Source organism: Methylomonas sp. EFPC3 (assembly GCF_029643245.1).
GTDB lineage: Bacteria > Pseudomonadota > Gammaproteobacteria > Methylococcales > Methylomonadaceae > Methylomonas > Methylomonas koyamae_B.
The window spans coordinates 1,931,107-1,953,223 of sequence record NZ_CP116398.1 but is presented as its reverse complement, the minus strand read 5'-3'; the positions used below and the strand labels follow the sequence as shown (position 1 = coordinate 1,953,223).

Sequence of the window (22,117 nt, the reverse complement as noted above, 5' to 3'; positions counted from 1 at the left end):
GTTTCGTTAATGTGACGTTTTCGTAGGGTGGGCACGTTTAATCGTGCCCACGCGTGTTTCCAATTTGCAGTAGCCAACCGTCGACGTTAAGCTATCGTACACTTTTTTGTACAACAGGAGCATCAATGGACGCCATCAGTTACAGCGCCGCTCGCGCCAATTTGGCTAAAACCATGGACAAGGTTTGCGCCGACCATGCCCCCATCATCATCACCCGCAAAAGCGAATCCCCGGTGGTAATGCTGTCTCTGGAAGACTACCAAGCCATGGAGGAAACCGCCTACCTGCTACGTTCCCCAGCTAACGCCCGCCGCTTGCTGGAATCGATCGCCGAGCTGGAATCCGGCCAAGGCACGGAGCGCGAATTAATCGAGTGAAAATCACTTTTTCCTCCGACGCCTGGGATAGCTATCTCTACTGGCAAGCCACCGACAAGGCCATTCTCAAACGTATCAACCAATTGATCAAAGAAATCCAGCGCCAGCCCTTCGAGGGCATCGGTAAGCCGGAACCTTTGCAACACGGTTTGTCCGGCTATTGGTCGCGGCGAATTAACGACGAGCATCGAATCGTTTATAAAGTTGCCGGGGATACCTTGTTGATTGCGCAGTTGCGGTTTCATTATGAGTATTGACGTTGTTTTGTGTCGCTGCCGCGAAGGTTATTTAAATGTCGGGTCTCGGCCCGACAGCCGAGGTACTTTTCTTTGGACGGCCAAAGAAAAGTACCCAAAAGAAAGGCCGCCCCATGCCGCTTTGATCCTGCGCGCCGAAGGGTTTGAACGGGGTTTTCGGAAGGGCCATCCTTGGCCCTCCGAAAACGCGATGCATCCCTGCATCGCCCCTGCGGGCTGCTCACTCGGTACATCCATTTACCTCGCCCTTCGGGTGCTGCGCATGCAAATCGGCTATCCTGCCGATTTGTCCGTCCAAACCCTTCGGTGCTCGGCGCGGCATCAGGGGATCAAAACCATCCCGAAATTAAAGGTTCAAAATCAATCTCGGTAGGTCCGATTAGCGAAGCGTAATCGGACGCATGTTAATCATCCCCTTCCACCGCCAAATCCAAATTTCCACCCCAACTTGGCGGATAAATTCCCTTTTCCACATATCGATGGAAACTCGAATACGGCCACTCGACGGCTTTGGCGACATGCCCATGTTTAACCGGATTGATATGCACATAATCAACATGGCGTTCAAAATCTGTTTCGTCGCGTATCGAATGTTCCCAAAAATGTCGCTGCCAGATTCCACGTTCGCCAGCCATCTTTCGAACATTCGACCGGTACTCGGTTTTTGGCAATGCCCGAGAAAATCCGCTTTTGATCAATCGCCAGCGTTTGCTGAAATCCGCGTCACCCGGCGGCAACGTCCAAACCGCGTGCATATGTTCCGGTAATACCACCCAGGCATCAATTTGAAAGGAGTAACGCTTCCGCACCGCCCGCACCGTGTCTCGCAATAAATCGATTTCCCGGAGCAACAAATCGTTATTCTTTCTCACCAACAAATTCACCGTAAAAAACCAGGTGCCACCCGGAATAAAAGCGCGTCGGTAATTGGGCATGGTTTTTTAGTGTTTTAAGAGTTTGAGTGTTTGTTAGGTTTAAACATTCGTCCGATTACGCTTCGCTAATCGGACCTACGCGGGCTATAATTCGGTTTACTTACGATCTCCACGACTCTCCTCGAGCGTCGGACGTGCAAGTTTCATCAGCCAGATTTTTTCTGTGTGTATTATATGTTTCACACTCACTCCTTTCGTATCGATCTATCTTCGCCGCAATTAAAAATCCTTCAATAAGCGCACACTCGAAACTGAAATTCTTGTACCGTAATTGTTCTGGTATCAATTCATACAAGTAGTCGATAATTGCTCTCTCATTTTCAGATGGCAAAATATAATGTTGATATACTTTGGGTCGTTTGTTTTTAGCTATTACTAAAAAAACCAATAACGCTGGATAGACATATTCATTCTCCTTGGTAGTGCGTATGGCAAGATTAATGCTTGCAATAAGCTGCTCAACTTCACGTGGAGGGAGATTTAGACGTTCAACTAACATCAAAAACACCATTTCGAGGTGTTCCAAATCATAACGAAATCCTACGTATTTCTTTCTTGGTTCAAGAAATTTATCTAATTCCAATACTGTAACTAACGCTTTCACATATCCCTTAATTTCAGGTCTTTTAAGCTGGTATTCAAAGTCAAAAAAACGACGTAAATACGACTCCGAGTCAAAGTTGTAGCCGTAAACAGCGCTAATCGAATGGCAGAGTTGATATTTATCAAGTGAAAGTACGAAAACTAAGCCTTCAATGTTGAAAAGATGCTTAATTCTTTCTAATAAAGATATTGAGTATGTAGGTCGACAACGGTCAAGTTCATCGACAAAGATAACAATGGGTTTTATCTTCGATTCGGCAATTAATTTGGTTAATGCCTCATGAAATTCCGCGATGGCACTCTTTTGCCTGAAATAGTTATTTAACATGTCGCCTGTTAAAGCTTCCATTACTTTTGAGGCTTCGTCTTCAATAATTTTTTCTGCGTCGATAACCCCAGCCGTTGCGATTTTGATCAATGCTGGAATGCCTTTTTTTGCCAATGTTGTACCAATATTTTTTGCACGTTCCCAAGTTTCGTTGGATTCAGCGGAAGAGCTGATCAATTTAGAAAGCCCATCGTTCATTTCTCCTAGAAATGAAATTAAAGGGTCCTCCGAAAAATCGGTTGCCCAAGCGTTAAAATATAACGATTCAATTCCATTGTTCTGTAAGAAAGCTTCCCACATTTTTATGAATGTGGTTTTTCCCGTGCCCCATGGTGAATCTATCGCCAATACGGCAGGTGAGTTAAGATTAGAAATAAGAGTAGAAAGGTTTTCAATTTCTGGTTTACGGTTTAACAGATCTTTACTGAAAGGATCGGTGGGATCAATTTGAAGATTCTGAAACTTTAAATTCATAGCTGTTTATCTATCACTGTTTAAGCTTATGGGTGCTGAATAAAGTGAAGTGCATCGCTCGCGACAGATGCGCCTCCTCTCGTCGGCAGCATCCTACAATAGAATTTGAAACCCAAAATACAAATTTACCCAATAACTATTCAACGCGCGACGGGGTTAATCCCCTTTTGCCGCGCCGAGCACCGGAGGGTTTGGACGGATCAGCCCGCAGGGGCGATGCAGGGACGCATCGCGTTTTCGGAGGGCTAGGGATAGCCCTTCCGAAAACCCCGTTCAAACCCTTCGGCGCGCAGGATCAAAGCGGCATCGGGGTGTCTTTTCTTTTGGATACTTTTCTTTGGACAAGCAAAGAAAAGTATCTCGGCTGTCGGGCCGAGACCCGACTTCAAAACAAATACGTCGCGTTAGCGACACAAAAATCATGTCGCCCAAATCCTCGGCGCACAAACCTCCCGCCCGACAACATCCCCCCGCACCAATCCCCAAACAGCTTCAAAAAACGACTTCAACAAATCCGCCCGCCTATCCAATCCCCGACAAATCAACAACCCCTCAATCAAGGTCACCCCGCGATTAGCCTCATCCCCAATCAATTCCTGCACTGCCGCCAATTGCAAAGGAGTAGCCGGATAAACAAACATCGTCCCGCATGCCGAATGCCCAAACAAACCCCAACGGGCTTGAAAAGCTGCTGCATCCAGGCGCAAGCGCTCCATATACAGTAAACGCCCGGCGCGGCTGATGTGCCAGTTCAGGCTGGCGGCGCCGTTGTCGAAGCCTTCACCGGCAGCGGGGCGGCCTAAGGCTAATATTTCCCAGCCGATAAAGCGTGCTTGTTCGGCCAGATCGATATTCATGTTGGAATTTAACCGCGCACCTTCGTAAACGATGGTTTCCTGCGGCAACCATTCCAGACTGGCATTTTCGCCGATTGTTAAATTGATGGTTTGCTGCGCTTCGCCGCCGCCGCTGCGATAAAACTTGCCGGCGGCGGGCGTGGTGATGAGTACTTGGGCTGTGGTGTCGACAGCGGCAGTAATGCTCAACTGATCGCCGGCTACCACGCCGCCGGGCGGATGCAGCAGATAGACGTGGCAAACGCCGCCTTCCGGGTAGAAGGGGCGCTGTACGGTCAAAGGCCCGCGGTGCTCGCTGTTAGCCAAGACGGTTTTGTCGCCGCGTTGGCTAAAGCCCAGCCTTAACTCGGCCTCCCATGCTGCTGGTTCTGAGGTGGCAACGGGAACGGATGAAGCGGCGAGGTTTGCGGGCATGGATGAGCGGCGGCGTTATCAGTTTTTGGATTTTGGCGTGATCGCCGATTTTTCCGACAACAGTGGTGGCTCAGATTTTTGAGCGTGCCGTTGCCGGGCGAGGTGCAATATAACCGGGCCGAACACGAATCCCAAAATTAATACACTGATCAGTAATGCCGGCAGATCGGGGATTTCGAAAAACGGATGCAGGGCGGCTTGGGTCAATTGCAATAGGTTGCCGCCTTCCATCACGGCTTCGTAACTGCCATGCGCCTCGCTCCGCATCGACCAAACCAATAACAATGCCCCGACCGCCAGCCAATATTGTTCGGATTTCATGTCTATTTCTCCGTGATCCCGCTGTGAGTTTGAATGATGGCCGATGCCCGTTTTTGCCCAAGCCCCTTTTTTGAAAAGGGGCTTGGTTGGGTCACACCGTCAAATATCGCTTCACCATATCGTCCGCCAATTCGTCCATCGCCCCCACCGCCACATGCCGGCCGCGGTCCATGATGCAAAACTGGTTCGCCACCTTGCGCGCAAACGGCAGTTTTTGTTCCACCAGCAACACCGTGACGCCCAGTTCTTTGTGGATGCGGTCGATGGCTTGATGGATTTCGCCGGTTTCCGGTTTGGGCACGGCGACAGGTTGGCCGCGCGACTTGTTTAGGCGAATAATCACATCGCCGATTTCGCTGACGATGTTGGGCTGGATGCCTTCGGTGGGTTCGTCCAGAATCAGCAGGCGCGGATTCAATACCAAGGCTCGGCCAATCGCCAATTGCTGTTGCTGGCCGCCGGATAGGTCGCCGCCGCGGCGTTTTAGCATTTGTTTTAGCACCGGAAAAATCTCGAAGATACTGTCCGGGATTTTTTTGATGCCGTGCTTGTTGGCGGCGCGCAGGCCGGTTTTCAGGTTTTCTTCCACGGTCAACAGTGGAAAGATTTCCCGGCCTTGCGGCACGTAACCGATGCCCAGCTCGGCGCGGGATTCGGCCTTGGCTTTGGCCAGTTCCACGCCGTCGAATTGAATGCTGCCGTCGGCCACCGGCAGCAGGCCCATGATGGCTTTGAGCAGCGTGGTTTTGCCGACGCCGTTGCGGCCCATCAGGCAGACGCAGGACCCGGCGGGGACGCTCAAATCCAGGTCCCATAGGGTGTGGCTGGCGCCGTAGTATTGTTGCAATGCGCTAATGTTTAACATCATCCCCCCAGGTAAACTTGGATCACGCGCGGATCGTTTTGGACTTCGTCCATGGTGCCTTCCGTGAGCACAGAGCCTTCGTGCAATACCGTGACTTTACGGGCGATACTGCGCACGAATTCCATGTCGTGCTCGACCACGACGATGGAATGTTTGCCTTGCAAGGACAGCAATAACTCGGCGGTGCGTTCGACTTCCTGATGGGTCATGCCGGCGATGGGTTCGTCGACCAGCATCACTTTCGGATCTTGCATCAGCAGCATGCCGATCTCCAGCCATTGCTTTTGGCCGTGCGACAGTGCACCGGCCAGTTGCCGTTGTTGGGCGGGCAGGGCGATGGTTTGCAAGACGTCATGGATGCGGTCGCGTTGCTCGCCGTTGAGTTTGTGAAACAGGGTCGACCAGGTGCGCTTGTCGGTTCTTAAGGCCAGTTCCAGATTTTCGAACACGGTCAAGGCATCGAACACGCTGGGCTTTTGAAACTTGCGGCAGATGCCGGCTTGAGCGATGGCCGGTTCGTCCAGTTCCAGCAAGTCAATGGTTTGACCGAAGAACACCGAGCCGCTGTCCGGTTTGGTTTTACCGGTAATCACATCCATTAGCGTGGTCTTGCCGGCACCGTTGGGGCCGATCAGGCAGCGAAGTTCGCCGTCGTCGATGTACAAGGAAAGATGGTTCAGCGCGCGGAAGCCGTCGAAGCTGACGCTGACGTCTTCCATGTACAGAATCGGGCCGTGGCGGGCGTCGATTTCCCCGACCAGCGGCAGGCTGGCGCCGCCTTCGGTGGTGGTTGCAGCCGAGATCATCATGCCGGTTGTCCTCCGGTAGCGTTAAGAGTGGGTTTGGGTTTAATCCGCCGGCTCAACAGGCCGACGATGCCGTCGGGCATCAACAGCGTGACCAAAATGAAGGCGCCGCCCAGGCAAAACAGCCAGGCATCCGGCATCAATCCGGTCAATACGGTTTTGGCGTAGTTGACCAGCACCGCGCCGATGATGGCGCCGTACAAAGTGCCGCGACCGCCGACCGCGACCCAGATGACGATTTCCAGCGAGTTGAGCGGCGAAAATTCGCTGGGGTTGATGATGCCGACCTGCGGCACATACAGCGCGCCGGCCAGCCCGGCCAACATGGCGGCGAACACGAACACCCACAGTTTGAACAATTCCACCCGGTAACCCAGAAATCGCACCCGGGATTCTTGGTCACGGATGGCCGTGACCACCCGGCCCAGTTTGCTGTTGACGATCCAGCGGCACAACAGCAGGGCACCGATCAGGCTGAGGCCGGTCATTAGTAACAATACTGAACGGACGGCTTCGGATTGGATGTTGAAGCCGAGGATGTCTTTAAAATCGGTCAGTCCATTATTGCCGCCGAAACCCATTTCGTTGCGGAAGAAAGCCAGCAGCAGCGCGTAAGTCAAGGCTTGGGTAATGATGGACAAATACACGCCGGTCACTCGCGAGCGAAACGCCAACCAACCGAACACGAAAGCCAGCAGGCCAGGGGCGAGGAACACCATCAGCATCGCGAAACCGAAATTCTCGAAGCCGTACCAGTACCAGGGCAGTTCGGTCCAGTTCAGGAACACCATGAAGTCAGGCAGTTCGGCATTGCCGTACACGCCACGGGTGCCGATCTGCCGCATCAAATACATGCCCATCGCGTAGCCGCCCAAGGCAAAGAATGCGCCTTGGCCGAGGACCAGAATCCCGGCATAGCCCCAGACCATGTCGAGTGATAAGCCGAGTAGGGCGAAGGTGAGGTATTTGCCGATTAGGGAGACTGAGTAGGCGGAGAAATGCAGGGCCGAGTCTTCGGGGAAGATTAGATTGCATAGGGGGATTAGTAGTGTGACCGATGCTAACGCGGTTAGGACGGTGCTGTAGGTTTTGTCTTGAGTCAGATTTTGTAGGTTCATTTGACTGCCTGGTTTGGTGTCGCTACCGCGACGGTTTTTTGTAAGTCGGGTCTCGGCCCGACAGCCGAGGTACTTTCTTTTGCTCCGCCAAAAGAAAGTACCCAAAGAAAAGGCGGCCCGGATGCCGCTTATATCCTGCGCGCCGAAGTTTTTATCGAGGGTCGGCAGAAGGGGCTTCCCAGCCCCTCCGCCGCCGTGCGGCATCCCTGCCGCACCCCTTCGGGCTATTCTCGATAAAAACTTCGGTGCTCGGCGCGGCATACGGGGTTAAAACCATCAGCCGCCCGAATTTGCGTAGGGTGGGCAACTTTGCCCACCGTTGGTTGCTATTCCGCGTGGGCACTTAATCGTGCCCACCCTACGATTGAGTCTCAAGCTAGCCGGAAAGGATGGGCCGACCACCTTAATTTTCGTGGCGGGGTTAGTCCCGTTATTCCGCCCCGAGCATCGCAGCTCTTGTGCCCCGTGGGTATTTGGCGAGATCAGCCCGCAGGGGAGCGGCAGGGATGCCGCTCGTTTTCGGAGGGGCAGGAAGCCCCTTCCGAAAACCCTCGCCAAAAGAGACAAATTTGCCTGGAGCAAATTTGAACAGCCGATAGGCTGGCCCGCAGGGCGAAAACCATGGATGGTTTTCGTAAAAGCCAGGATTGAGGCGGAATTCCGGGTGGCCTTTCTTTTGGTGACTTTTCTTTGGCCAAACAAAGAAAAGTCACTCGGCTGTCGGGCCGAGACCCGACTTCTAAACAACCCGTCGCGGTAGCGACACAAAACCAAACCCCAAAGCTATCAACCACATCAAAGCCCTCGTGTTGGGTTACGCTTCGCTAACCCAACCTACGCGAGTCACATTAAGACTCGGCAGCTCTGCCTTTCTGAGGAAACAACCCCCTAGGCTTCTTCTGAATAAATAAAATAATAAACACCAGCACTAAAATCTTCGCCAACACCGCCCCTGCATAAGGCTCCAACACCTTATTGGCAATCCCCAACGAGAATCCAGCCACCAAGGTGCCGAACAAATTACCGACCCCGCCAAATACCACCACCATGAACGAATCGACGATGTAAGCCTGTCCCAGATTCGGTCCGACGTTGGTGATCTGGCTCAGGGCCACGCCTGCGACGCCGGCAATACCGGAACCCAAGCCAAAGGTCATCGCATCGACTCGCGCGGTGGGGATGCCCATCGCTCTAGCCATGCCACGATTTTGCGCCACGGCGCGGACTTCCAGACCCAGCTTCGTACGCTTCAAAATTTGCAGTAAGGCGGTAAACACCAGCAGACAAAAGATCAGGATGTAAAAGCGGTTCCAGGTCAGCGACAGAAAGTCATTGATCTGCCAGGAGCCGCTCATCCAGTCCGGGGTGGATACGCTGCGGTTCAGCGGCGAGAAGATCGAGCGCACCGCTTGTTGCAGGAACAGGCTGACGCCGAAAGTCGCCAGCAGGGTTTCCAGCGGCCGGCCGTACAGGAAGCGGATGATGCCGCGTTCGATGGCGATACCCACCAAGGCCGCGACCAAAAACGCCATCGGAATCGACAGAATCAAGGCGGTGCCCAGGTTATTGGGCAGCAGTTGTTGCATCACGTAAGTGGTGTAAGCGCCCAACATCATCAGTTCGCCGTGGGCCATGTTGATGATGCCCATCACGCCAAAGGTAATCGCCAAACCGATGGCGGCCAGCACCAGCACCGCGCCCAGGCTCAGGCCGAAGAACACGGTTTCGATGGCGGCGTAAGCTTGCATCCGGCCGCGGATTTTTATTAGCGCCGCTTCGGCCAGATTGCGGATATCGCTGTCGGCTTCGACGAAATTGCCGTCGGCGTCTTTTTCGGTCAAGGCTTGCAGCTTGTTGACGGCGTCCTGGCTATCCAATTCCTTCAAGGTCGTGATTGCATTGATGCGCTGGCTTTTGTCCGGGCTGTTGATGTCCTGCAGCAATAGTACGGCGCGGATCGCGGCGACGATTTCGGCGTCGGCCTCGTGGTCCAGGTGGTCCTTCAACAGCGCCAAGGCCTTGTCGTCGACGTTTTTGGCCATGGCTTGCACGGCGCCGAGGCGCACGGCCGGGTCGGCGTGGTTCAGTTGCAACTGGCCGATGGCTTTGCGTAGCAGTGTACGCAGTTTATTGTTCAGATTGATCTTGCCGACCGCGCCGCGCTCGAGCTCGCCCAGGCTGGCGCCGCTGATCGGGTCGGTCAGGCTGTAGCCGGTTTGGGTTTCCTGGCCGATGGCCAGCTTGGCTTCGGCTTTCAGTTCGAACAGCTTGCCGTCCTGCAAGGCCTGCAGCAGTTTCAGATTGGCGCTGTCGGCGGCCAGTTGTTCCACCGCTTGCTCCCGCTCGGACATGCTGCCTTGGCGCAGCAAGTCCAGCGGGTTGCCGGTTTCGTCGGCCAGTGCCGGCCGGGCGGCCATAGCTGCTGCGGCAATCAGCAGGACGAGTCCGGTTCTGATTAGCCAGCCGGATCGATCTACTGCACTGGTTCCGTTCGAGCCGGGCAGCGCGGAAAGGCCGGCGACAGGCTCATGACGGACGGTATTCAAAAAAGCGAGTTCGAAAAGCCGTTTAAAAACGCCGCGGGTTTCGATTCCGGTCTGAGTAGAAGTAGTAGTCATCATGCTCAAGAGGCTGTTTTTGGGGGAACGGTCGGCCGGGCGTAAACCGGGCGGCGTTTTTAAACGGGTTCTAAAACGGTGGCTTTGCATCGTAATTCCTGTCGGGGGCGAAGCCCGCGACTTCCGTGTCGCGCGCCTCGCGGGGATAACATCCGCTGTTAGTAGTTCTGTCCTGAACACTTCTTGGTTTTGGTGTTGTAGTTGCCGCAATTGATCGGTGCGGTCCAGTCGGCGATGATCGGTTTGCTGTCCGGCAGGAAGTCGGACCAAGCGTCGCCGTCGACGACTTTGTTGGTTTGCCAGACGGTGGCGAATTGGCCGTCTTCCTGGATTTCGCCGATCAGCACCGGTTTGCTGATGTGGTGGTTGGGCAGCATTTTCGCGGTGCCGCCGGTCAGGTTGGGGAATTCGACGCCGATGATGGCTTTTTGCACCGCGTCGGGATCGGTGGTGCCGGCTTTCTCGACCGCTTTCACCCACATGTTGAAGCCGATGTAGTGCGCTTCCATCGGGTCGTTGGTCACGCGCTTCGGATTCTTGATGTAGTCCTTCCATTGCTGGATGAAGGCCGCGTTTTTGGTGGTGTCTACGCTCATGAAGTAGTTCCAGGCTGCCAAATGGCCGACCAGCGGTTTGGTATCCATGCCGGAAAGTTCCTCTTCGCCGACCGAGAAAGCGACGACCGGAATGTCCTCGGCTTTGATGCCTTGGTTGCCCAATTCTTTATAGAACGGCACGTTGGCGTCGCCGTTGATGGTCGAAACCACCGCGGTTTTCTTGCCGGCCGAGCCGAATTTCTTGATGTCGGCGACGATGCTTTGCCAGTCGGAATGGCCGAACGGGGTGTAGTTGATCATGATGTCCGCCGGTTTGACGCCTTTGGCTTTCAAGTACGCTTCCAGGATTTTGTTGGTGGTGCGTGGATAGACGTAGTCGGTACCGGCCAACACCCAGCGTTGTACTTTCAGATCGTTCATCAGGTAGTCGACCGCCGGGATCGCTTGTTGGTTAGGCGCGGCGCCGGTGTAGAACACGTTTTTGGAAGACTCTTCGCCCTCGTATTGCACCGGGTAGAACAGGATGCTGTTCAGTTCTTCGATCACCGGCAAGACCGATTTCCGGGATACCGAGGTCCAGCAGCCGAAGATGGCCGAGACTTTGTCCTTGGTGATCAGCTCGCGGGCTTTTTCTGCAAATAACGGCCAGTTGGAGGCCGGGTCGACCACCACCGCTTCCAGTTTCTTGCCGAGCAGACCACCTTTTTTGTTCTGCTCGTCGATCAGCATCAGCATGGTGTCTTTTAAAGTGGTTTCCGAGATCGCCATGGTGCCGGACAGCGAATGCAGTACGCCGACCTTGATGGTGTCTTCGGCCTGGGCCGAGCCGGCAGCGCCGAACAGCGCGGTGGAGAGCGCTGCGGCGGTCGCCAGTTTGCGGAAGGAAATGCTCAGTCTTTTCATTGTAGTAGTCCTATGTCAGGAAGAAATCGTGGGCGATGGTGGCCCGTTTGCTCGCTAGGTAGGGTGGGCAGGCAGCGCCCACGCGTGAAGGCTCCTGCTTCGCGTGGGCACCTATTCGGTGCCCACCCTACGGTTTGTCAGGTTGGCGTAAATGTGGCTATGCCACCGTCATTAAATTTGCCACTGGAAGCCGACCATCATCTGGCTGACGTCGTCGCCGGTGGCGGTGGATTTGTAGTTGATGCCCTTGGTTAACAGGTCGCCGTATTGGTAGCTGGCGAAAATTTTGGCGTTGTGGCCGTCGATGATGTAGTTGACGCCGGCTTCATACACCTCGCGGGTGGAACTGGTGCTGGGGGAGACGTTGACGTAGCGCAGGAACGGCTGGAACTGGCCGATACCGATCTTTTGCGGAAACAGGTACATGCCGCTGACGTCGTAAGCATTGCCTTCGAACATCGAGAATTGGGTTGACCGGTCGGTTCCCTCGCTATCGCGGACTGATTGGTTGTATGCGTTGCCGGAAATCCCGTAGTTTTTGTACTCGCCATTGAAGGTCACGACGCCGCCGCCGGGCAATACTTTTTCCATCAACAGATCGACCGTGGTGCCCCGAAAACTACCTGCTGCCGCAGGAATCGCCGGATCGGCTCCACTGGCCGCGGTAAATCCACGGCCGGCGCCGTCTTCCTGATATTGGTTGGAGATGCCGACGGTCAGGATGTCGCCGCCTTTGCCGTAATAGGTGCCGGAGGTGTAATAGCCTGGGTTCTTCTCGACTTCCCAAAAGTTATAAGCGACGCGTTGCCCATAGAGAATGTTGTGGTCGACGTTAGCGCCGCCGCGTAAGCCGCGGAAAAAACCGGCGGCGTATTGCAAGCGACCGTCGAATGCCGCACCCCAGAAGGTGACACCGTCGTCGCGGCCGAAGGAACCGGCCGAGGTGCCGTCGGATTTGATGACCAAGTTGTAATCGGACGGTTCGAACGGGGTACCGGCGGAGAAGATGTTATAAACGGCGCTGTAGAACGGACCGTTCATTTCGCGGCGTTCGGCCGGCACCAGCATCCGGCCCACCCACAAGTTGGCGTAAGGGTTGACCTCGAATTTGCCGATCGCATCCAGCACCCGCACCTCGCCGCCGTTGCCGCAGGTTTGGCAGTCGGTGTTGAATTCCACTTTCAGGTATTTATGGATCTGGCCGTTGATATACAAACGGATGTTGTCCAGGTTGAAATCGTTGCTCCATTTTTCCGCGCCGGCACCGGCGGCGCTTTCCTGGGCGCGGAAACTGGTGCGCAAACCGGCGCCGACGCTGACCCATTTGGTGTCGTCGATCTTGAAGGTGGCGCCGGCTGTCGCTTCCGGCGCCTGGCTCAGGCCGATGGCACCCAAGGCCATACCGCTCAGCAAGCCGATGGCCCGGCTGCCGGTTTTTTGTCGATTAAAACCCGTCATTTGCATTCCCCTATCTAGTTAAAACTTGCCAGAGCCGGCGGCCGTGGCGCTCGTAAACTTCGGGGAAATTTTTAAATTTTGCGCGGTCCTGCCACAATCGGGCGAATGACTCATCAGTCATTTGACGTATGGCCGGCAACTCGCGGCGTCCGTAGAGTGGCAAGCAACTTGGGAGAGAGAAGACTATGAAAAACTTTTTTGTTTTGGCTGTCGCCGCACTGGGTTTTGCCGGTGCGGCAGGCGCGGCCGAGCCGGAACCGGTTAAGCCGCTACAAGCGGTTGCATTCGAACTGGTCGACGATAATCTGAGCCAGTTCGGCATTGGATTGGACCCGGCGAATCTGGCTGAGCGGGTACGGAACAATCTGGCGGAATGGCAGTTTCCGCTCAGCGCCAGCGGGCCGTTCAGCCACCGGTTGCAGGCCAGGCTGGGTAAAGTGGCGCGGCGGGAAACCCCGGTCGGCTTTTCCTTTTCCTCCGGCAACTCCGACCCGCGCGCCGTCGATTTCCAAAAAGCCGACGTATTGCCGGTGACCTGCAGTTTGCGCGATGCCGGCAATCAAGCGGTTTTGGTCGAACGCGAATCGACTTTCAGCGCTCATGCTTTAGACAAAGACGTTGCCCCGGCGCGGATCGCCGACAAACTGGTCGACCAAATCGGCACCGCCTGCCTGGACGTGCTGGAGCAAGCACCGCTGCCGAAGCAACCCGGCCGAGTCAGAACCGAGTTGTTCAAACCGAAATGGATGCCGGACGTGCGGGTGGAGGTTCGGGAGATTCCGGCTGCGGCGGGGGCGAGTACTGCAGCTCAACCGGCGGCGATAGGCGACGAGCCGAAGAAGGAGGTGATTATTCATAACCAGGGCAATCCGGTGATTTTTCAGTTTGGGCATGAGAGGAAGTGATATTTGGCTTGGCATGATTTGCGTGTGGCACTCATATATTTGGTTTATGCATTTGATTGCGGGACGGTTTGTTCCTTCTCCCTGAGGGAGAAGGCTAGGATGAGGGGGGATATGAATGTGTCGCTACCGCGACAGGTTCTGTTGAAGTCGGGTCTCGGCCCGACAGCCGAGATACTTTCTTTTGCTTGGCCAAAAGAAAGTATCCAAAGAAAAAGCCACCCGGAATTCCGCCTCAATCCTGCGCTTTACGAAAACCATCCGTGGTTTTCGCCCTGCGGGTCAGCCTATCGGCTGTTCAAATTTGTTCCAGGCAAATTTGTCGCTTTTGGCGAGGGTTTTCGAAAGGGGCTTCCCAGCCCCTCCGAAAACGAGCGGCATCCCTGCCGCTCCCCTGCGGGCTAATCTCCCCAAATACCCACGGGGCACAAGAGCTGCGATGCTCGGGGCGGAATAACGGGAACGACCCCGTCGCGAGATGAAAGGTTATTAGATGATTTTGAAAGCTAGGATTTTGATTGTGTTGTAGGATGCTGCCGACGAAAGGAGGCGCATCGTTCGCGATCGATGAGCTTCACTCCGTTCGGCACATCCATCGGAATAAATTTTCAGGCATTTATGAAAAATAAATCAAGTTTAGCTAGCGCTGCTTTATTATTTGTTTTATTAACATTTATATTGTCGTTATTCGATCTCGATACATTTTTATTAAAAATTCCAGAGTTTAATCAATTAGAAACTGGCGATGGGACGATATCATTTAACCTTACGCCACTAAGCAGAGGTAGTTCACTAATGCTTAACGATAAAGGTAAATCTATCGAATTGAACTGCTGGATAACAAGTGTTGGGATGAAAGATTGCGTCGCTTCCGAAGATAAAAATCAACTTAAAGGCAAAAAAGCGAAAGCATGGTGGTATGAGGCAAGAATCAATGGATTTTTTACTGAAAATCGGCTCCTTCAGCTGGAGGTTGATGGAAAGCTAGTAATTGATTATTTAGATCAACGAAGTAAATATATCAAAAGTAAGGAGGCTTATATTTATGTTTGGCCTATGTTTTTTTGCGTCGCTGTGTTTTTTTATTTTGTCGTGCGCTTGAGTAATAATTATCGCAACAAATGTTCAACGTAGCTGCATAGGGTGGGCACGGCTTTTTGTGCCAACGCGGGGAAAACCACAAACCCTGATTAACCACCGAAAACTAACAAATAAAAATGTCCCGTTACCGCCGCTCGCAAAATCCCGGTGCAACGTATTTTTTCACGGTGGTGACGTATCGGCGGCAGGCGATTTTATGCGATGAACCGGTACGAGAGGCTTTGCGAAAGGCGATTGCGATTACCCGAACCAAACGGCCGTTTACCATTGATGCCTGGGTTTTGTTGCCGGATCATTTGCATACTATCTGGACCTTGCCGGGCGACGACGCGGATTATTCAACCCGTTGGGGCGTGATAAAACGGCAGGTGAGCGTGGCATGAGGTGACGCATATCGGCGGGCCGAATGGATCAATGCCTCGAAACAAAAACATCGGGAATCGACCTTATGGCAACGCCGGTATTGGGAACATCAAATACGCGATGAAACCGATTTTGCCCGGCATATGGATTACATTCATTACAACCCGGTAAAGCACGGGTATTCGCAGCAGGTCAAAGATTGGCCGTATTCGACGTTTCATCGTTATGTTAAGGACGGCGTTTATTCGGTTGATTGGGGTGATGGCGTTGATGAATTGGTTGTGGGGGAGTGAACGGTTTGTCCGCGTGGGCACAAAAAGCCGTGCCCACCCTACGAATCTTGGTCTAACCTAAGCCGTTTTGATAGCGCGACGGTTTTCGTCCCGTTATTCCGCCCCGAGCATCGCAGCTCTTGTGCCCCGTGGGTATTTGGTGAGAATAGCCCGATAGGGGAGCGGCAGGGATGCCGCTCGTTTTCGGAGGGCCAAGGATGGCCCTTCCGAAAACCCTCACCAAAAGCGACAAATTTGCCTGGAGCAAATTTGAACAGCCGATAGGCTGACCCGCAGGGCGAAAACCACGGATGGTTTTCGTAAAGCGCAGGATTAAGGCGGAATGTCGGGTGGCCTTTCTTTTGGTGACTTTTCTTTGGCCACGCACAAATTCGTCTGGAACGAATTTGAACAGCCGAAAGGCTGGCCCGAAGGGCGAAAACCAGGGATGGTTTTCGTAGCAAAAGTCACTCGGTTGTCGGGCCGAGACCCGACTTCAAACAAACCCCGTCGCGGTAGCGACACAACCAAATGAAAACCATCCACCAAAACATCACCAAAATCCGCCGCGACTACAACGCCCTGGTCGCCAACGAAACCCTGGAAGACTACGCGCTACGCTATGCGCCGCGCAGCTTTCGGAAATGGAGCGAGTTCCAGGTCGCCAATACTGCGTTTGGCTCGACCTCGTTTTTAGTTCTTGAAGCCATCGGCGGGTTTTTGTCGATCAACTACGGCTTTACCAACGCTTTCTGGGCCATCATCGCCGTCGGCATCGTTATCTTCATCACCTCGCTGCCGATCAGCTATTACGCCGCCCGCTTTCATATCGACATCGATCTGCTGACCCGCGCCGCCGGCTTCGGCTACATCGGCTCGACCGTTACCTCGCTGATTTACGCTTCGTTCACCTTCACGCTGTTTGCGCTGGAAGCTTCGATCATGTCACTGGCGCTGGAATTGTATTTTCAGATTCCGTTGGCGTACGCCCATGTGGTCAGCGCGGTCATCGTGGTGCCGCTGGTGACCTTCGGCATCACCACCATCAGTCGGATGCAACTGTGGACCCAGCCGGTCTGGCTGTTGTTGTTGATCGCGCCGTATATCGCGGTGGCGCGGGCCGAGCCGGAGGCGTTGATGACGCTGGAAACCTATTTCTGGATCGCCGGCAGCGGCCAGGGTTTCGACTGGTTGCTGTTCGGCAGCGCGGCGACGGTGGCCTGTTCGATGGTGGCGCAGATCGGTGAGCAGGTCGATTTTCTGCGCTTCTTGCCGGATAAAACCGAGCAAAACAAATGGCGCTGGTGGGCGGCGATGTTGGCGGCCGGACCGGGTTGGGTGGTGTTCGGCGTGGTGCGGCAGTTGTTGGGGGCGTTGTTGGCGCACTTGGCGATCCGCCACGGTATCCCCGCCGAGCATGCCCACGAGCCGACCCAGATGTATCTGGTGGCGTACAACGAGCTATTCGACAATCCGGAATGGGCGTTGGCTGCCACCACCTTGTTTGTGGTGCTGAGCCAGCTCAAGATCAACGTCACCAACGCCTATGCCGGCTCGCTGGCCTGGTCCAATTTTTTCTCGCGCCTGACTCACAGCCATCCGGGGCGGGTGGTATGGTTGTTGTTCAACGTGCTGATTGCGCTGCTGTTGATGGAATTCGGCGTGTTCGGCGCGCTGGAGAAGGTGCTGGGCTTGTTTTCGAATATGTCGATCGCCTGGATCAGCACCGTCGCCGCCGAATTGATGATCAACAAGCCCTTGGGCTTGAGTCCGAAGGAAATCGAGTTCAAACGGGCTTATCTGTCCGATTTGAATCCGGTGGGCATGGTATCGACTTTCGTCGCGTCGCTGGTGTCGATTCTGGCTTATGTCGGTTTGTTCGGCGAGTGGCCCAAAGCCTTCTCGGCTTTGATCGCGCTGGGCTTGGCCTTTGCGCTGGCGCCGGCGCTGGCCTGGTTCAGCCAGGGCAAGCATTATCTGGCGCGCGACCGCGACGAGCGCAACCGCTACGCCCGTAACACCTGTTCGATTTGCGAGAACGAGTTCGAACACGACGACGTGGCCTATTGCCCGGCTTACGGCGGTAGTATCTGTTCGCTGTGCTGCACGCTGGACGCCCGCTGCCTGGATAGCTGCAAGGTCGGATTCCGCTTCGACGATTACCTGGAACGGATGGCCAAATACGGCCTGCCCGAATTTCTGAGTCTGCATGCGCGGATGCGTTTGTTGCGTTTCGGTTTGTTATTCGGCTTTCTGGCGGTGCTGACCGGCATTTTCATCAGCATCATTTATTACCAGGATTTGCTCAGCATCCGCCGCGACGCCGGTGCGTTTCAATTGCTGCTGCATAATTTTCTGAAGATCTACGCCTCGCTGCTGGTCTTCATCGGCCTGTGCACCTGGTGGCTGATTTTGAACGGCGAAAGCCGGCGCGTCGCCCACGAGGAGACTGCGAAACAAACCCAGTTATTGCTGCAGGAAATCGACGAGCACAAGAAGACCGACAGCAAACTGCAACAAGCGATGAAGCTGGCCGACAGCGCGAATCAGGCCAAAAGCCGCTTTCTGAGCAGCATGAGCCACGAGATCCGCTCGCCGCTGAACAGCATCATCGGCTACGCCCATATTCTGCATCAGGACCCGGAGATTCCGCCGCACCGCAAACAGGCCGTGGAAACCTTGAAGCGCAGCGGCGAGCATTTGTGCGCGCTGGTCGAGGACATCCTGGACATCGCCCGGATCGAGGCGCGCAAGTTCGAATTGAAATATCAAACCTTCAATTTCCCGGAGTTTATCGAGCATTTGGTGCATACCTACCGGGTCCAGGCCGAGGATAAAGGTTTGAGTTTCAATTGCCAGATCGGCAACCAGTTGCCGCAACGGGTGCGCGGCGACGAGAAGCGGGTGGGGCAGATTCTGATCAATCTGTTGGGTAATGCGGTCAAGTTCACCGAGCGAGGCGAGATCGTGTTTCGCATCGGTTATAGCGGCGGCGTCGCCAGTTTTCAGGTCATCGACAGCGGTGCCGGGATTGATGAGGAACATTTGCAGAATATCTTCCAGCCGTTTACCCGCGTCAGCCAGCCGACCGGCAACGCCGTGGCCGGTGCCGGGCTGGGCTTGACCATCAGTAAAATCCTGACCGAAGTGATGGGCGGGGAATTGACCGTGAAAAGCCAGGTAGGGCAGGGCTCGACCTTTACCGTGCGCTTGCTGCTGCCCAGTCAGGGTGCCGATGCCGAGCCGGATCAAGTCGCCGCGATCGCCGGCTACCGGGGTGCCAGACGCAGAATCATGGTGGTCGACGACCAGCGCGAGCACCGCGAGTTGTTGCTGGACATGCTGGAGCCGCTGGGTTTTTATCTGAGCGAAGCCGATTCCGGCGAGCAATGTCTGGAAAAAGTGGCCGAAGAGCGGCCGGATTTGATCTTGCTGGATATTTCGATGCGCGGCATGAACGGCATCGAAACCGCGATGCTGTTGCGGGAAGGCGGCTGCAGTATGCCGATCGTGATCCTGAGCGCGAATGCCTACGCCAGCGACCGGATGGCGGCGCTGAATGCCGGCTGCAACGATTTTCTGGCCAAGCCGATCCAGGTGCGGGAACTGATGCACAAGCTGAAACTCTATCTGGCCTTGACTTGGCTGTATCGTGACGAAGCGGTGCCGGCCGCCGATGCCGAGCGGGCGCTAGCGGTGCCGCCGGCGGAATTGCTGGCCGACTGCATCGACTGCGTGCGGATCGGCGATTTGATGGGCCTGAAAAAGGTCTTGCAACGTCTGTCGGTGCAACAACCACAATATGCGTTGTTTTTTGCCAAGTTGCTGAATCTGGCCAACGAATTCAAGTTGGGCCAAATTCGGCAATTGTTGAATATGAACAAACAGGAGGCAGGGCGATGATGGAAGCGGCTCTCAGCAACGGCACGGTATTGATCGTCGACGATACGCCGGGTAATTTGGCTTTGCTGTCCGATACGCTGTCGGAAGCCAATTACCGGGTGCTGGTCGCTACCGACGGCAGTTCGGCGCTGGAACAAATCCAATACGTCAAACCCGACATCATTTTGCTGGACGTGATGATGCCGGGCATCGACGGTTTCGAAACCTGTAGCCGGTTGAAAGCCGATCCGGCCACGGCGGCGATTCCGGTACTGTTCATGACCGGCCTCAGCGAATTGGAAAACTTGCTGCGCGGCTTCGGCGAAGGCGCGCTGGATTACATCGTCAAGCCGATCCGGCCGGCCGAAGTCTTGGCGCGGATCGAAGTGCATCTGAGCCAGACCCGCAACCTGCTCCGAGCCGAACAATTGCTGAACCACGGCGAGTTTGCCGCGCTGGCGGTCGATGCCGGCGGCCAAATCCATTGGCGGACGCCGGCCGGGGCGCAATGGCTGGCGGATTTCAAGGCATTCCGGGGGCTGGACCTAGCGCTTGCCGGCGACAGTGTGTTGCCGGAGGACATGCTGGGCTGGTTTCAACGCTGGTTGCGCCAGTCCGGCCGGACCGAGGCCGACTCGGAACCGCATCGGCTGGTGCCGGGATTTGCGGTCACAGTCAATGCCTGCGAACAGCCGGGCGAGTACCTGCTGCTGTTGCAGCGCGACGATGCGCAGTGGAGTCCGCAGACGCTACGTGAAAAACTGAAGCTGACTTTTCGCGAAGCCGAAATTCTGATGTGGATTGCCCGCGGCAAGACCAATAAGGAGATCGGCATTATCCTCAGTACCAGTCCCCGCACCGTGAACAAACACCTGGAACATATCTTCGAAAAACTGGGCGTGTCGACCAGGGCGGCGGCGGTGGCGATGGCGATGCAGCAAGGTTGAGATGTTCGGCCGGCGGGCAATAAAAAGGCCTGAAGCCTTTTCGGCGACAGGCCTTTTTGTCAGGCTTGATCGGCTGCTGTTAAGGCATGTACATGCCGCCGTTGACGTGCAAGGTCTCGCCGGTGATGTAGGAGGCTTGCTCGGAGGCCAGGAAGGATACCGCGTGGGCGATTTCGTCCGGTTGGCCGAGGCGGCCCAGCGCGATTGAGCCGAGCAGGGCGGTTTTGATCTCTTCCGACAATTCTTTGGTCATGTCGGTGTCGATGAAACCCGGCGCCACGGTGTTGACGGTGATGCCGCGCGAACCGACTTCTTTGGCCATCGATTTGGCGAAGCCGACCATGCCGGCCTTGGCCGCGGCATAGTTGGTCTGGCCGGCGTTACCGGTCGAACCGACGACGGACGAGATATTGATGATGCGGCCGTAACGGGCTTTCATCATGCCGCGTAACACGGCTTTGCTCATCCGGAAGATCGAGGTCAGGTTGGTGTTGATGATGTCGTCCCATTCCTCGTCTTTCATGCGCATCAGCAGGTTGTCGCGAGTGATGCCGGCGTTGTTGACCAGAACCGCTGGGGTGCCGTAGGCGTCACCGGTGGTCTTGATAAAGACTTCGATGTCGGCGGCGTCGGCCACGTTCAGCTTATAGCCTTTGCCGTTGTCGCCCAGGTAGGCGGAAATAGCCTCGGCACCGCTGTCGGAGGTGGCGGTGCCCAGTACGTAAAAGCCGTCTGCGACCAGTCTTTCGGCAATGGCCCGGCCGATGCCGCGGCTGGCGCCGGTAACGATGGCGGTTTTCTTATCCACGGAGTTGCTCCACAACGTTGTTGATGGTTTCGATGTCGTACAAGGTGAAGTGGGCGGCATCGGCGGCGATGCGCTTGTTCAAGCCCATCAGCACTTTACCGGGGCCGCACTCGACGAAGGCGGTAACGCCTTGCTCGTGCATGAATTTGATGCTTTCCACCCAGCGCACCGGTTTGAATAATTGTTCTTTCAGCGCGTAGCGAATCACTTCCGGCGAGCCGTGCGATTTGACGTCGGCATTGTGAATCAGCGTGGTATTGGGCATGTCGACGTTCAGGCCTTGCAGAATCTCGTTGAGCTGGTCGGAGGCCGCTTCCATCAAGGCACAATGCGACGGTACGCTGACCGGCAGTTTCAAGGCGCGCTTGGCGCCCAGGGCTTTCAGGGCTTCAATGGCGCGGTCGACGGCGGCGGTTTGGCCGGCGATGACGACTTGGCCGGGCGCGTTGAAGTTGGCGGCGGCGACGATCTCGCCGTGGGCGACTTCAGTGCAAGTGTTGACCACTTGGTGGTCTTCCAGACCCAGGATGGCGGCCATTGCACCTTCGCCGGCCGGTACCGCTTCCTGCATCAAGCGGCCGCGGGCGGCAACTAATTTGATTGCGTCGTCGAAGCCCAGTGCGCCGGAACAGACCAGGGCGGTATATTCGCCCAAGCTGTGGCCTGCCATCCAGGCAGGGCGGATCGCCGATAGCTCGCACCAAGCCCGCCAGACGGCCACGCCGGCCGCCAGCATGGCCGGTTGGGTATTGTGAGTTTGATTGAGATCGGCTTCCGGGCCGTTGGCGACCAGATTCCACAAATCGAAACCCAGCGCGTCGGACGCTTGTTCGAAGGTTCGTTTCACCACCGGGGTGGCTTCGGCCAACGCGCCGAGCATGCCGACCGCTTGCGAGCCCTGGCCGGGAAAGACGAAGGCCAGATTGTAACTTTGTTCGTTGATTGTCATCG

General features: G+C 55.3%; 20 protein-coding genes. 8 read left to right on the top strand and 12 right to left on the bottom strand.

Features of this window, described 5'->3' with window-relative positions; translation table 11 throughout:
• Window positions 1–125: 125 nt before the first annotated feature.
• The 3 genes from PL263_RS08740 to PL263_RS08730 are packed head-to-tail and all read left to right on the top strand — an operon-like array spanning window position 126 to window position 1,007.
• A complete protein-coding gene (locus tag PL263_RS08740) occupies window positions 126–377 on the top strand; it encodes a type II toxin-antitoxin system prevent-host-death family antitoxin (protein WP_071155240.1) in 252 nt (83 codons plus the stop codon).
• Window positions 374–634 carry a Txe/YoeB family addiction module toxin gene (locus tag PL263_RS08735; protein ID WP_278212651.1) on the top strand — a complete coding sequence of 87 codons (261 nt, stop codon included), beginning with the start codon at window positions 374–376 and terminating at the stop codon, window positions 632–634. Before PL263_RS08740 ends, PL263_RS08735 begins: the two co-directional genes overlap by 4 nt.
• Window positions 624–1,007 carry a hypothetical protein gene (locus PL263_RS08730; RefSeq protein WP_278212650.1) on the top strand — a complete coding sequence of 128 codons (384 nt, stop codon included), beginning with the start codon at window positions 624–626 and terminating at the stop codon, window positions 1,005–1,007. Before PL263_RS08735 ends, PL263_RS08730 begins: the two co-directional genes overlap by 11 nt.
• 31 nt (window positions 1,008–1,038) lie before the next feature.
• Here PL263_RS08730 and PL263_RS08725 read toward each other — a convergent pair whose 3' ends face one another.
• The 10 genes from PL263_RS08725 to PL263_RS08680 all read right to left on the bottom strand — a co-directional run bounded on the left by PL263_RS08725 (window position 1,039) and on the right by PL263_RS08680 (window position 12,891).
• Window positions 1,039–1,569, bottom strand: a complete 531-nt coding sequence (locus PL263_RS08725; RefSeq protein WP_278212649.1) for a transposase — start codon at window positions 1,567–1,569, stop codon at window positions 1,039–1,041.
• A 100-nt stretch (window positions 1,570–1,669) separates the two neighbouring features.
• The gene (locus PL263_RS08720; RefSeq protein ID WP_278212648.1) at window positions 1,670–2,974 is read right to left on the bottom strand and encodes a P-loop NTPase fold protein; all 1,305 of its coding nucleotides are present in this window, start codon (window positions 2,972–2,974) and stop codon (window positions 1,670–1,672) included.
• Between the two features lie 419 nt (window positions 2,975–3,393).
• A complete protein-coding gene (locus PL263_RS08715) occupies window positions 3,394–4,245 on the bottom strand; it encodes an urease accessory protein UreD (RefSeq protein ID WP_278212647.1) in 852 nt (283 codons plus the stop codon).
• A gap of 18 nt (window positions 4,246–4,263) precedes the next feature.
• Window positions 4,264–4,566, bottom strand: coding sequence for a hypothetical protein (locus tag PL263_RS08710; protein WP_278212646.1), 303 nt, complete (start codon window positions 4,564–4,566; stop codon window positions 4,264–4,266).
• Between the two features lie 91 nt (window positions 4,567–4,657).
• Window positions 4,658–5,431, bottom strand: coding sequence for an ABC transporter ATP-binding protein (locus PL263_RS08705; protein WP_278212864.1), 774 nt, complete (start codon window positions 5,429–5,431; stop codon window positions 4,658–4,660).
• On the bottom strand, window positions 5,431–6,150 hold the full coding sequence (gene urtD / locus PL263_RS08700) for an urea ABC transporter ATP-binding protein UrtD (RefSeq protein WP_331709861.1): 720 nt from the start codon (window positions 6,148–6,150) through the stop codon (window positions 5,431–5,433). Before urtD ends, PL263_RS08705 begins: the two co-directional genes overlap by 1 nt.
• Before the next feature lie 86 nt (window positions 6,151–6,236).
• Window positions 6,237–7,355 (bottom strand): urea ABC transporter permease subunit UrtC, encoded by a 1,119-nt coding sequence (gene urtC / locus PL263_RS08695; RefSeq protein WP_278212644.1) that lies wholly within the window; start codon window positions 7,353–7,355, stop codon window positions 6,237–6,239.
• An 848-nt stretch (window positions 7,356–8,203) separates the two neighbouring features.
• Window positions 8,204–9,976, bottom strand: coding sequence for an urea ABC transporter permease subunit UrtB (gene urtB, locus PL263_RS08690; RefSeq protein ID WP_278212643.1), 1,773 nt, complete (start codon window positions 9,974–9,976; stop codon window positions 8,204–8,206).
• 155 nt (window positions 9,977–10,131) lie between these two features.
• Entirely contained in the window at window positions 10,132–11,433 is a 1,302-nt protein-coding gene (urtA, locus tag PL263_RS08685) for an urea ABC transporter substrate-binding protein (protein WP_278212642.1), read from the bottom strand.
• 171 nt (window positions 11,434–11,604) lie between these two features.
• Window positions 11,605–12,891 (bottom strand): hypothetical protein, encoded by a 1,287-nt coding sequence (locus tag PL263_RS08680; RefSeq protein ID WP_260839272.1) that lies wholly within the window; start codon window positions 12,889–12,891, stop codon window positions 11,605–11,607.
• A gap of 185 nt (window positions 12,892–13,076) precedes the next feature.
• Between PL263_RS08680 and PL263_RS08675 the strand changes: the two genes are divergently transcribed.
• The 5 genes from PL263_RS08675 to PL263_RS08655 all read left to right on the top strand — a co-directional run bounded on the left by PL263_RS08675 (window position 13,077) and on the right by PL263_RS08655 (window position 20,358).
• A complete protein-coding gene (locus PL263_RS08675) occupies window positions 13,077–13,796 on the top strand; it encodes a hypothetical protein (protein WP_278212641.1) in 720 nt (239 codons plus the stop codon).
• A gap of 615 nt (window positions 13,797–14,411) precedes the next feature.
• Window positions 14,412–14,927, top strand: coding sequence for a hypothetical protein (locus tag PL263_RS08670; RefSeq protein ID WP_278212640.1), 516 nt, complete (start codon window positions 14,412–14,414; stop codon window positions 14,925–14,927).
• Window positions 14,928–15,010: 83 nt separating this feature from the next.
• Window positions 15,011–15,277 carry a transposase gene (locus tag PL263_RS20350; RefSeq protein WP_347568946.1) on the top strand — a complete coding sequence of 89 codons (267 nt, stop codon included), beginning with the start codon at window positions 15,011–15,013 and terminating at the stop codon, window positions 15,275–15,277.
• 783 nt (window positions 15,278–16,060) lie between these two features.
• On the top strand, window positions 16,061–19,432 hold the full coding sequence (locus PL263_RS08660; RefSeq protein WP_278212639.1) for a response regulator: 3,372 nt from the start codon (window positions 16,061–16,063) through the stop codon (window positions 19,430–19,432).
• Window positions 19,429–20,358, top strand: a complete 930-nt coding sequence (locus PL263_RS08655) for a response regulator (protein WP_278212637.1) — start codon at window positions 19,429–19,431, stop codon at window positions 20,356–20,358. The genes PL263_RS08660 and PL263_RS08655 overlap by 4 nt, the downstream gene beginning before the upstream one ends.
• A gap of 79 nt (window positions 20,359–20,437) precedes the next feature.
• Here the strand turns inward: PL263_RS08655 and fabG are convergent, their stop codons facing one another.
• Together fabG and fabD are read right to left on the bottom strand one after the other, a co-directional pair.
• A complete protein-coding gene (gene fabG / locus PL263_RS08650) occupies window positions 20,438–21,226 on the bottom strand; it encodes a 3-oxoacyl-ACP reductase FabG (RefSeq protein WP_278212636.1) in 789 nt (262 codons plus the stop codon).
• Complete coding sequence (fabD, locus tag PL263_RS08645; protein WP_278212635.1) at window positions 21,159–22,115, bottom strand: ACP S-malonyltransferase; 957 nt, start codon at window positions 22,113–22,115, stop codon at window positions 21,159–21,161. Before fabD ends, fabG begins: the two co-directional genes overlap by 68 nt.
• Window positions 22,116–22,117: the final 2 nt, after the last annotated feature.

Coding starts and splice junctions, on each gene's coding strand:
- urtD (WP_331709861.1), bottom strand. CDS start 6,150: ATGGAAGACGTCAGCGTCAGCTTCGACGGCTTCCGCGCGCTGAACCAT.
- PL263_RS08660 (WP_278212639.1), top strand. CDS start 16,061: ATGAAAACCATCCACCAAAACATCACCAAAATCCGCCGCGACTACAAC.
- urtB (WP_278212643.1), bottom strand. CDS start 9,976: ATGATGACTACTACTTCTACTCAGACCGGAATCGAAACCCGCGGCGTT.
- PL263_RS08670 (WP_278212640.1), top strand. CDS start 14,412: ATGAAAAATAAATCAAGTTTAGCTAGCGCTGCTTTATTATTTGTTTTA.
- urtC (WP_278212644.1), bottom strand. CDS start 7,355: ATGAACCTACAAAATCTGACTCAAGACAAAACCTACAGCACCGTCCTA.
- PL263_RS08705 (WP_278212864.1), bottom strand. CDS start 5,431: ATGTTAAACATTAGCGCATTGCAACAATACTACGGCGCCAGCCACACC.
- PL263_RS08680 (WP_260839272.1), bottom strand. CDS start 12,891: ATGACGGGTTTTAATCGACAAAAAACCGGCAGCCGGGCCATCGGCTTG.
- PL263_RS20350 (WP_347568946.1), top strand. CDS start 15,011: ATGTCCCGTTACCGCCGCTCGCAAAATCCCGGTGCAACGTATTTTTTC.
- PL263_RS08730 (WP_278212650.1), top strand. CDS start 624: ATGAGTATTGACGTTGTTTTGTGTCGCTGCCGCGAAGGTTATTTAAAT.
- fabG (WP_278212636.1), bottom strand. CDS start 21,226: ATGCCGCCCACTTCACCTTGTACGACATCGAAACCATCAACAACGTTG.
- PL263_RS08740 (WP_071155240.1), top strand. CDS start 126: ATGGACGCCATCAGTTACAGCGCCGCTCGCGCCAATTTGGCTAAAACC.
- PL263_RS08655 (WP_278212637.1), top strand. CDS start 19,429: ATGATGGAAGCGGCTCTCAGCAACGGCACGGTATTGATCGTCGACGAT.
- PL263_RS08715 (WP_278212647.1), bottom strand. CDS start 4,245: ATGCCCGCAAACCTCGCCGCTTCATCCGTTCCCGTTGCCACCTCAGAA.
- PL263_RS08725 (WP_278212649.1), bottom strand. CDS start 1,569: ATGCCCAATTACCGACGCGCTTTTATTCCGGGTGGCACCTGGTTTTTT.
- fabD (WP_278212635.1), bottom strand. CDS start 22,115: ATGACAATCAACGAACAAAGTTACAATCTGGCCTTCGTCTTTCCCGGC.
- PL263_RS08710 (WP_278212646.1), bottom strand. CDS start 4,566: ATGAAATCCGAACAATATTGGCTGGCGGTCGGGGCATTGTTATTGGTT.
- urtA (WP_278212642.1), bottom strand. CDS start 11,433: ATGAAAAGACTGAGCATTTCCTTCCGCAAACTGGCGACCGCCGCAGCG.
- PL263_RS08675 (WP_278212641.1), top strand. CDS start 13,077: ATGAAAAACTTTTTTGTTTTGGCTGTCGCCGCACTGGGTTTTGCCGGT.
- PL263_RS08720 (WP_278212648.1), bottom strand. CDS start 2,974: ATGAATTTAAAGTTTCAGAATCTTCAAATTGATCCCACCGATCCTTTC.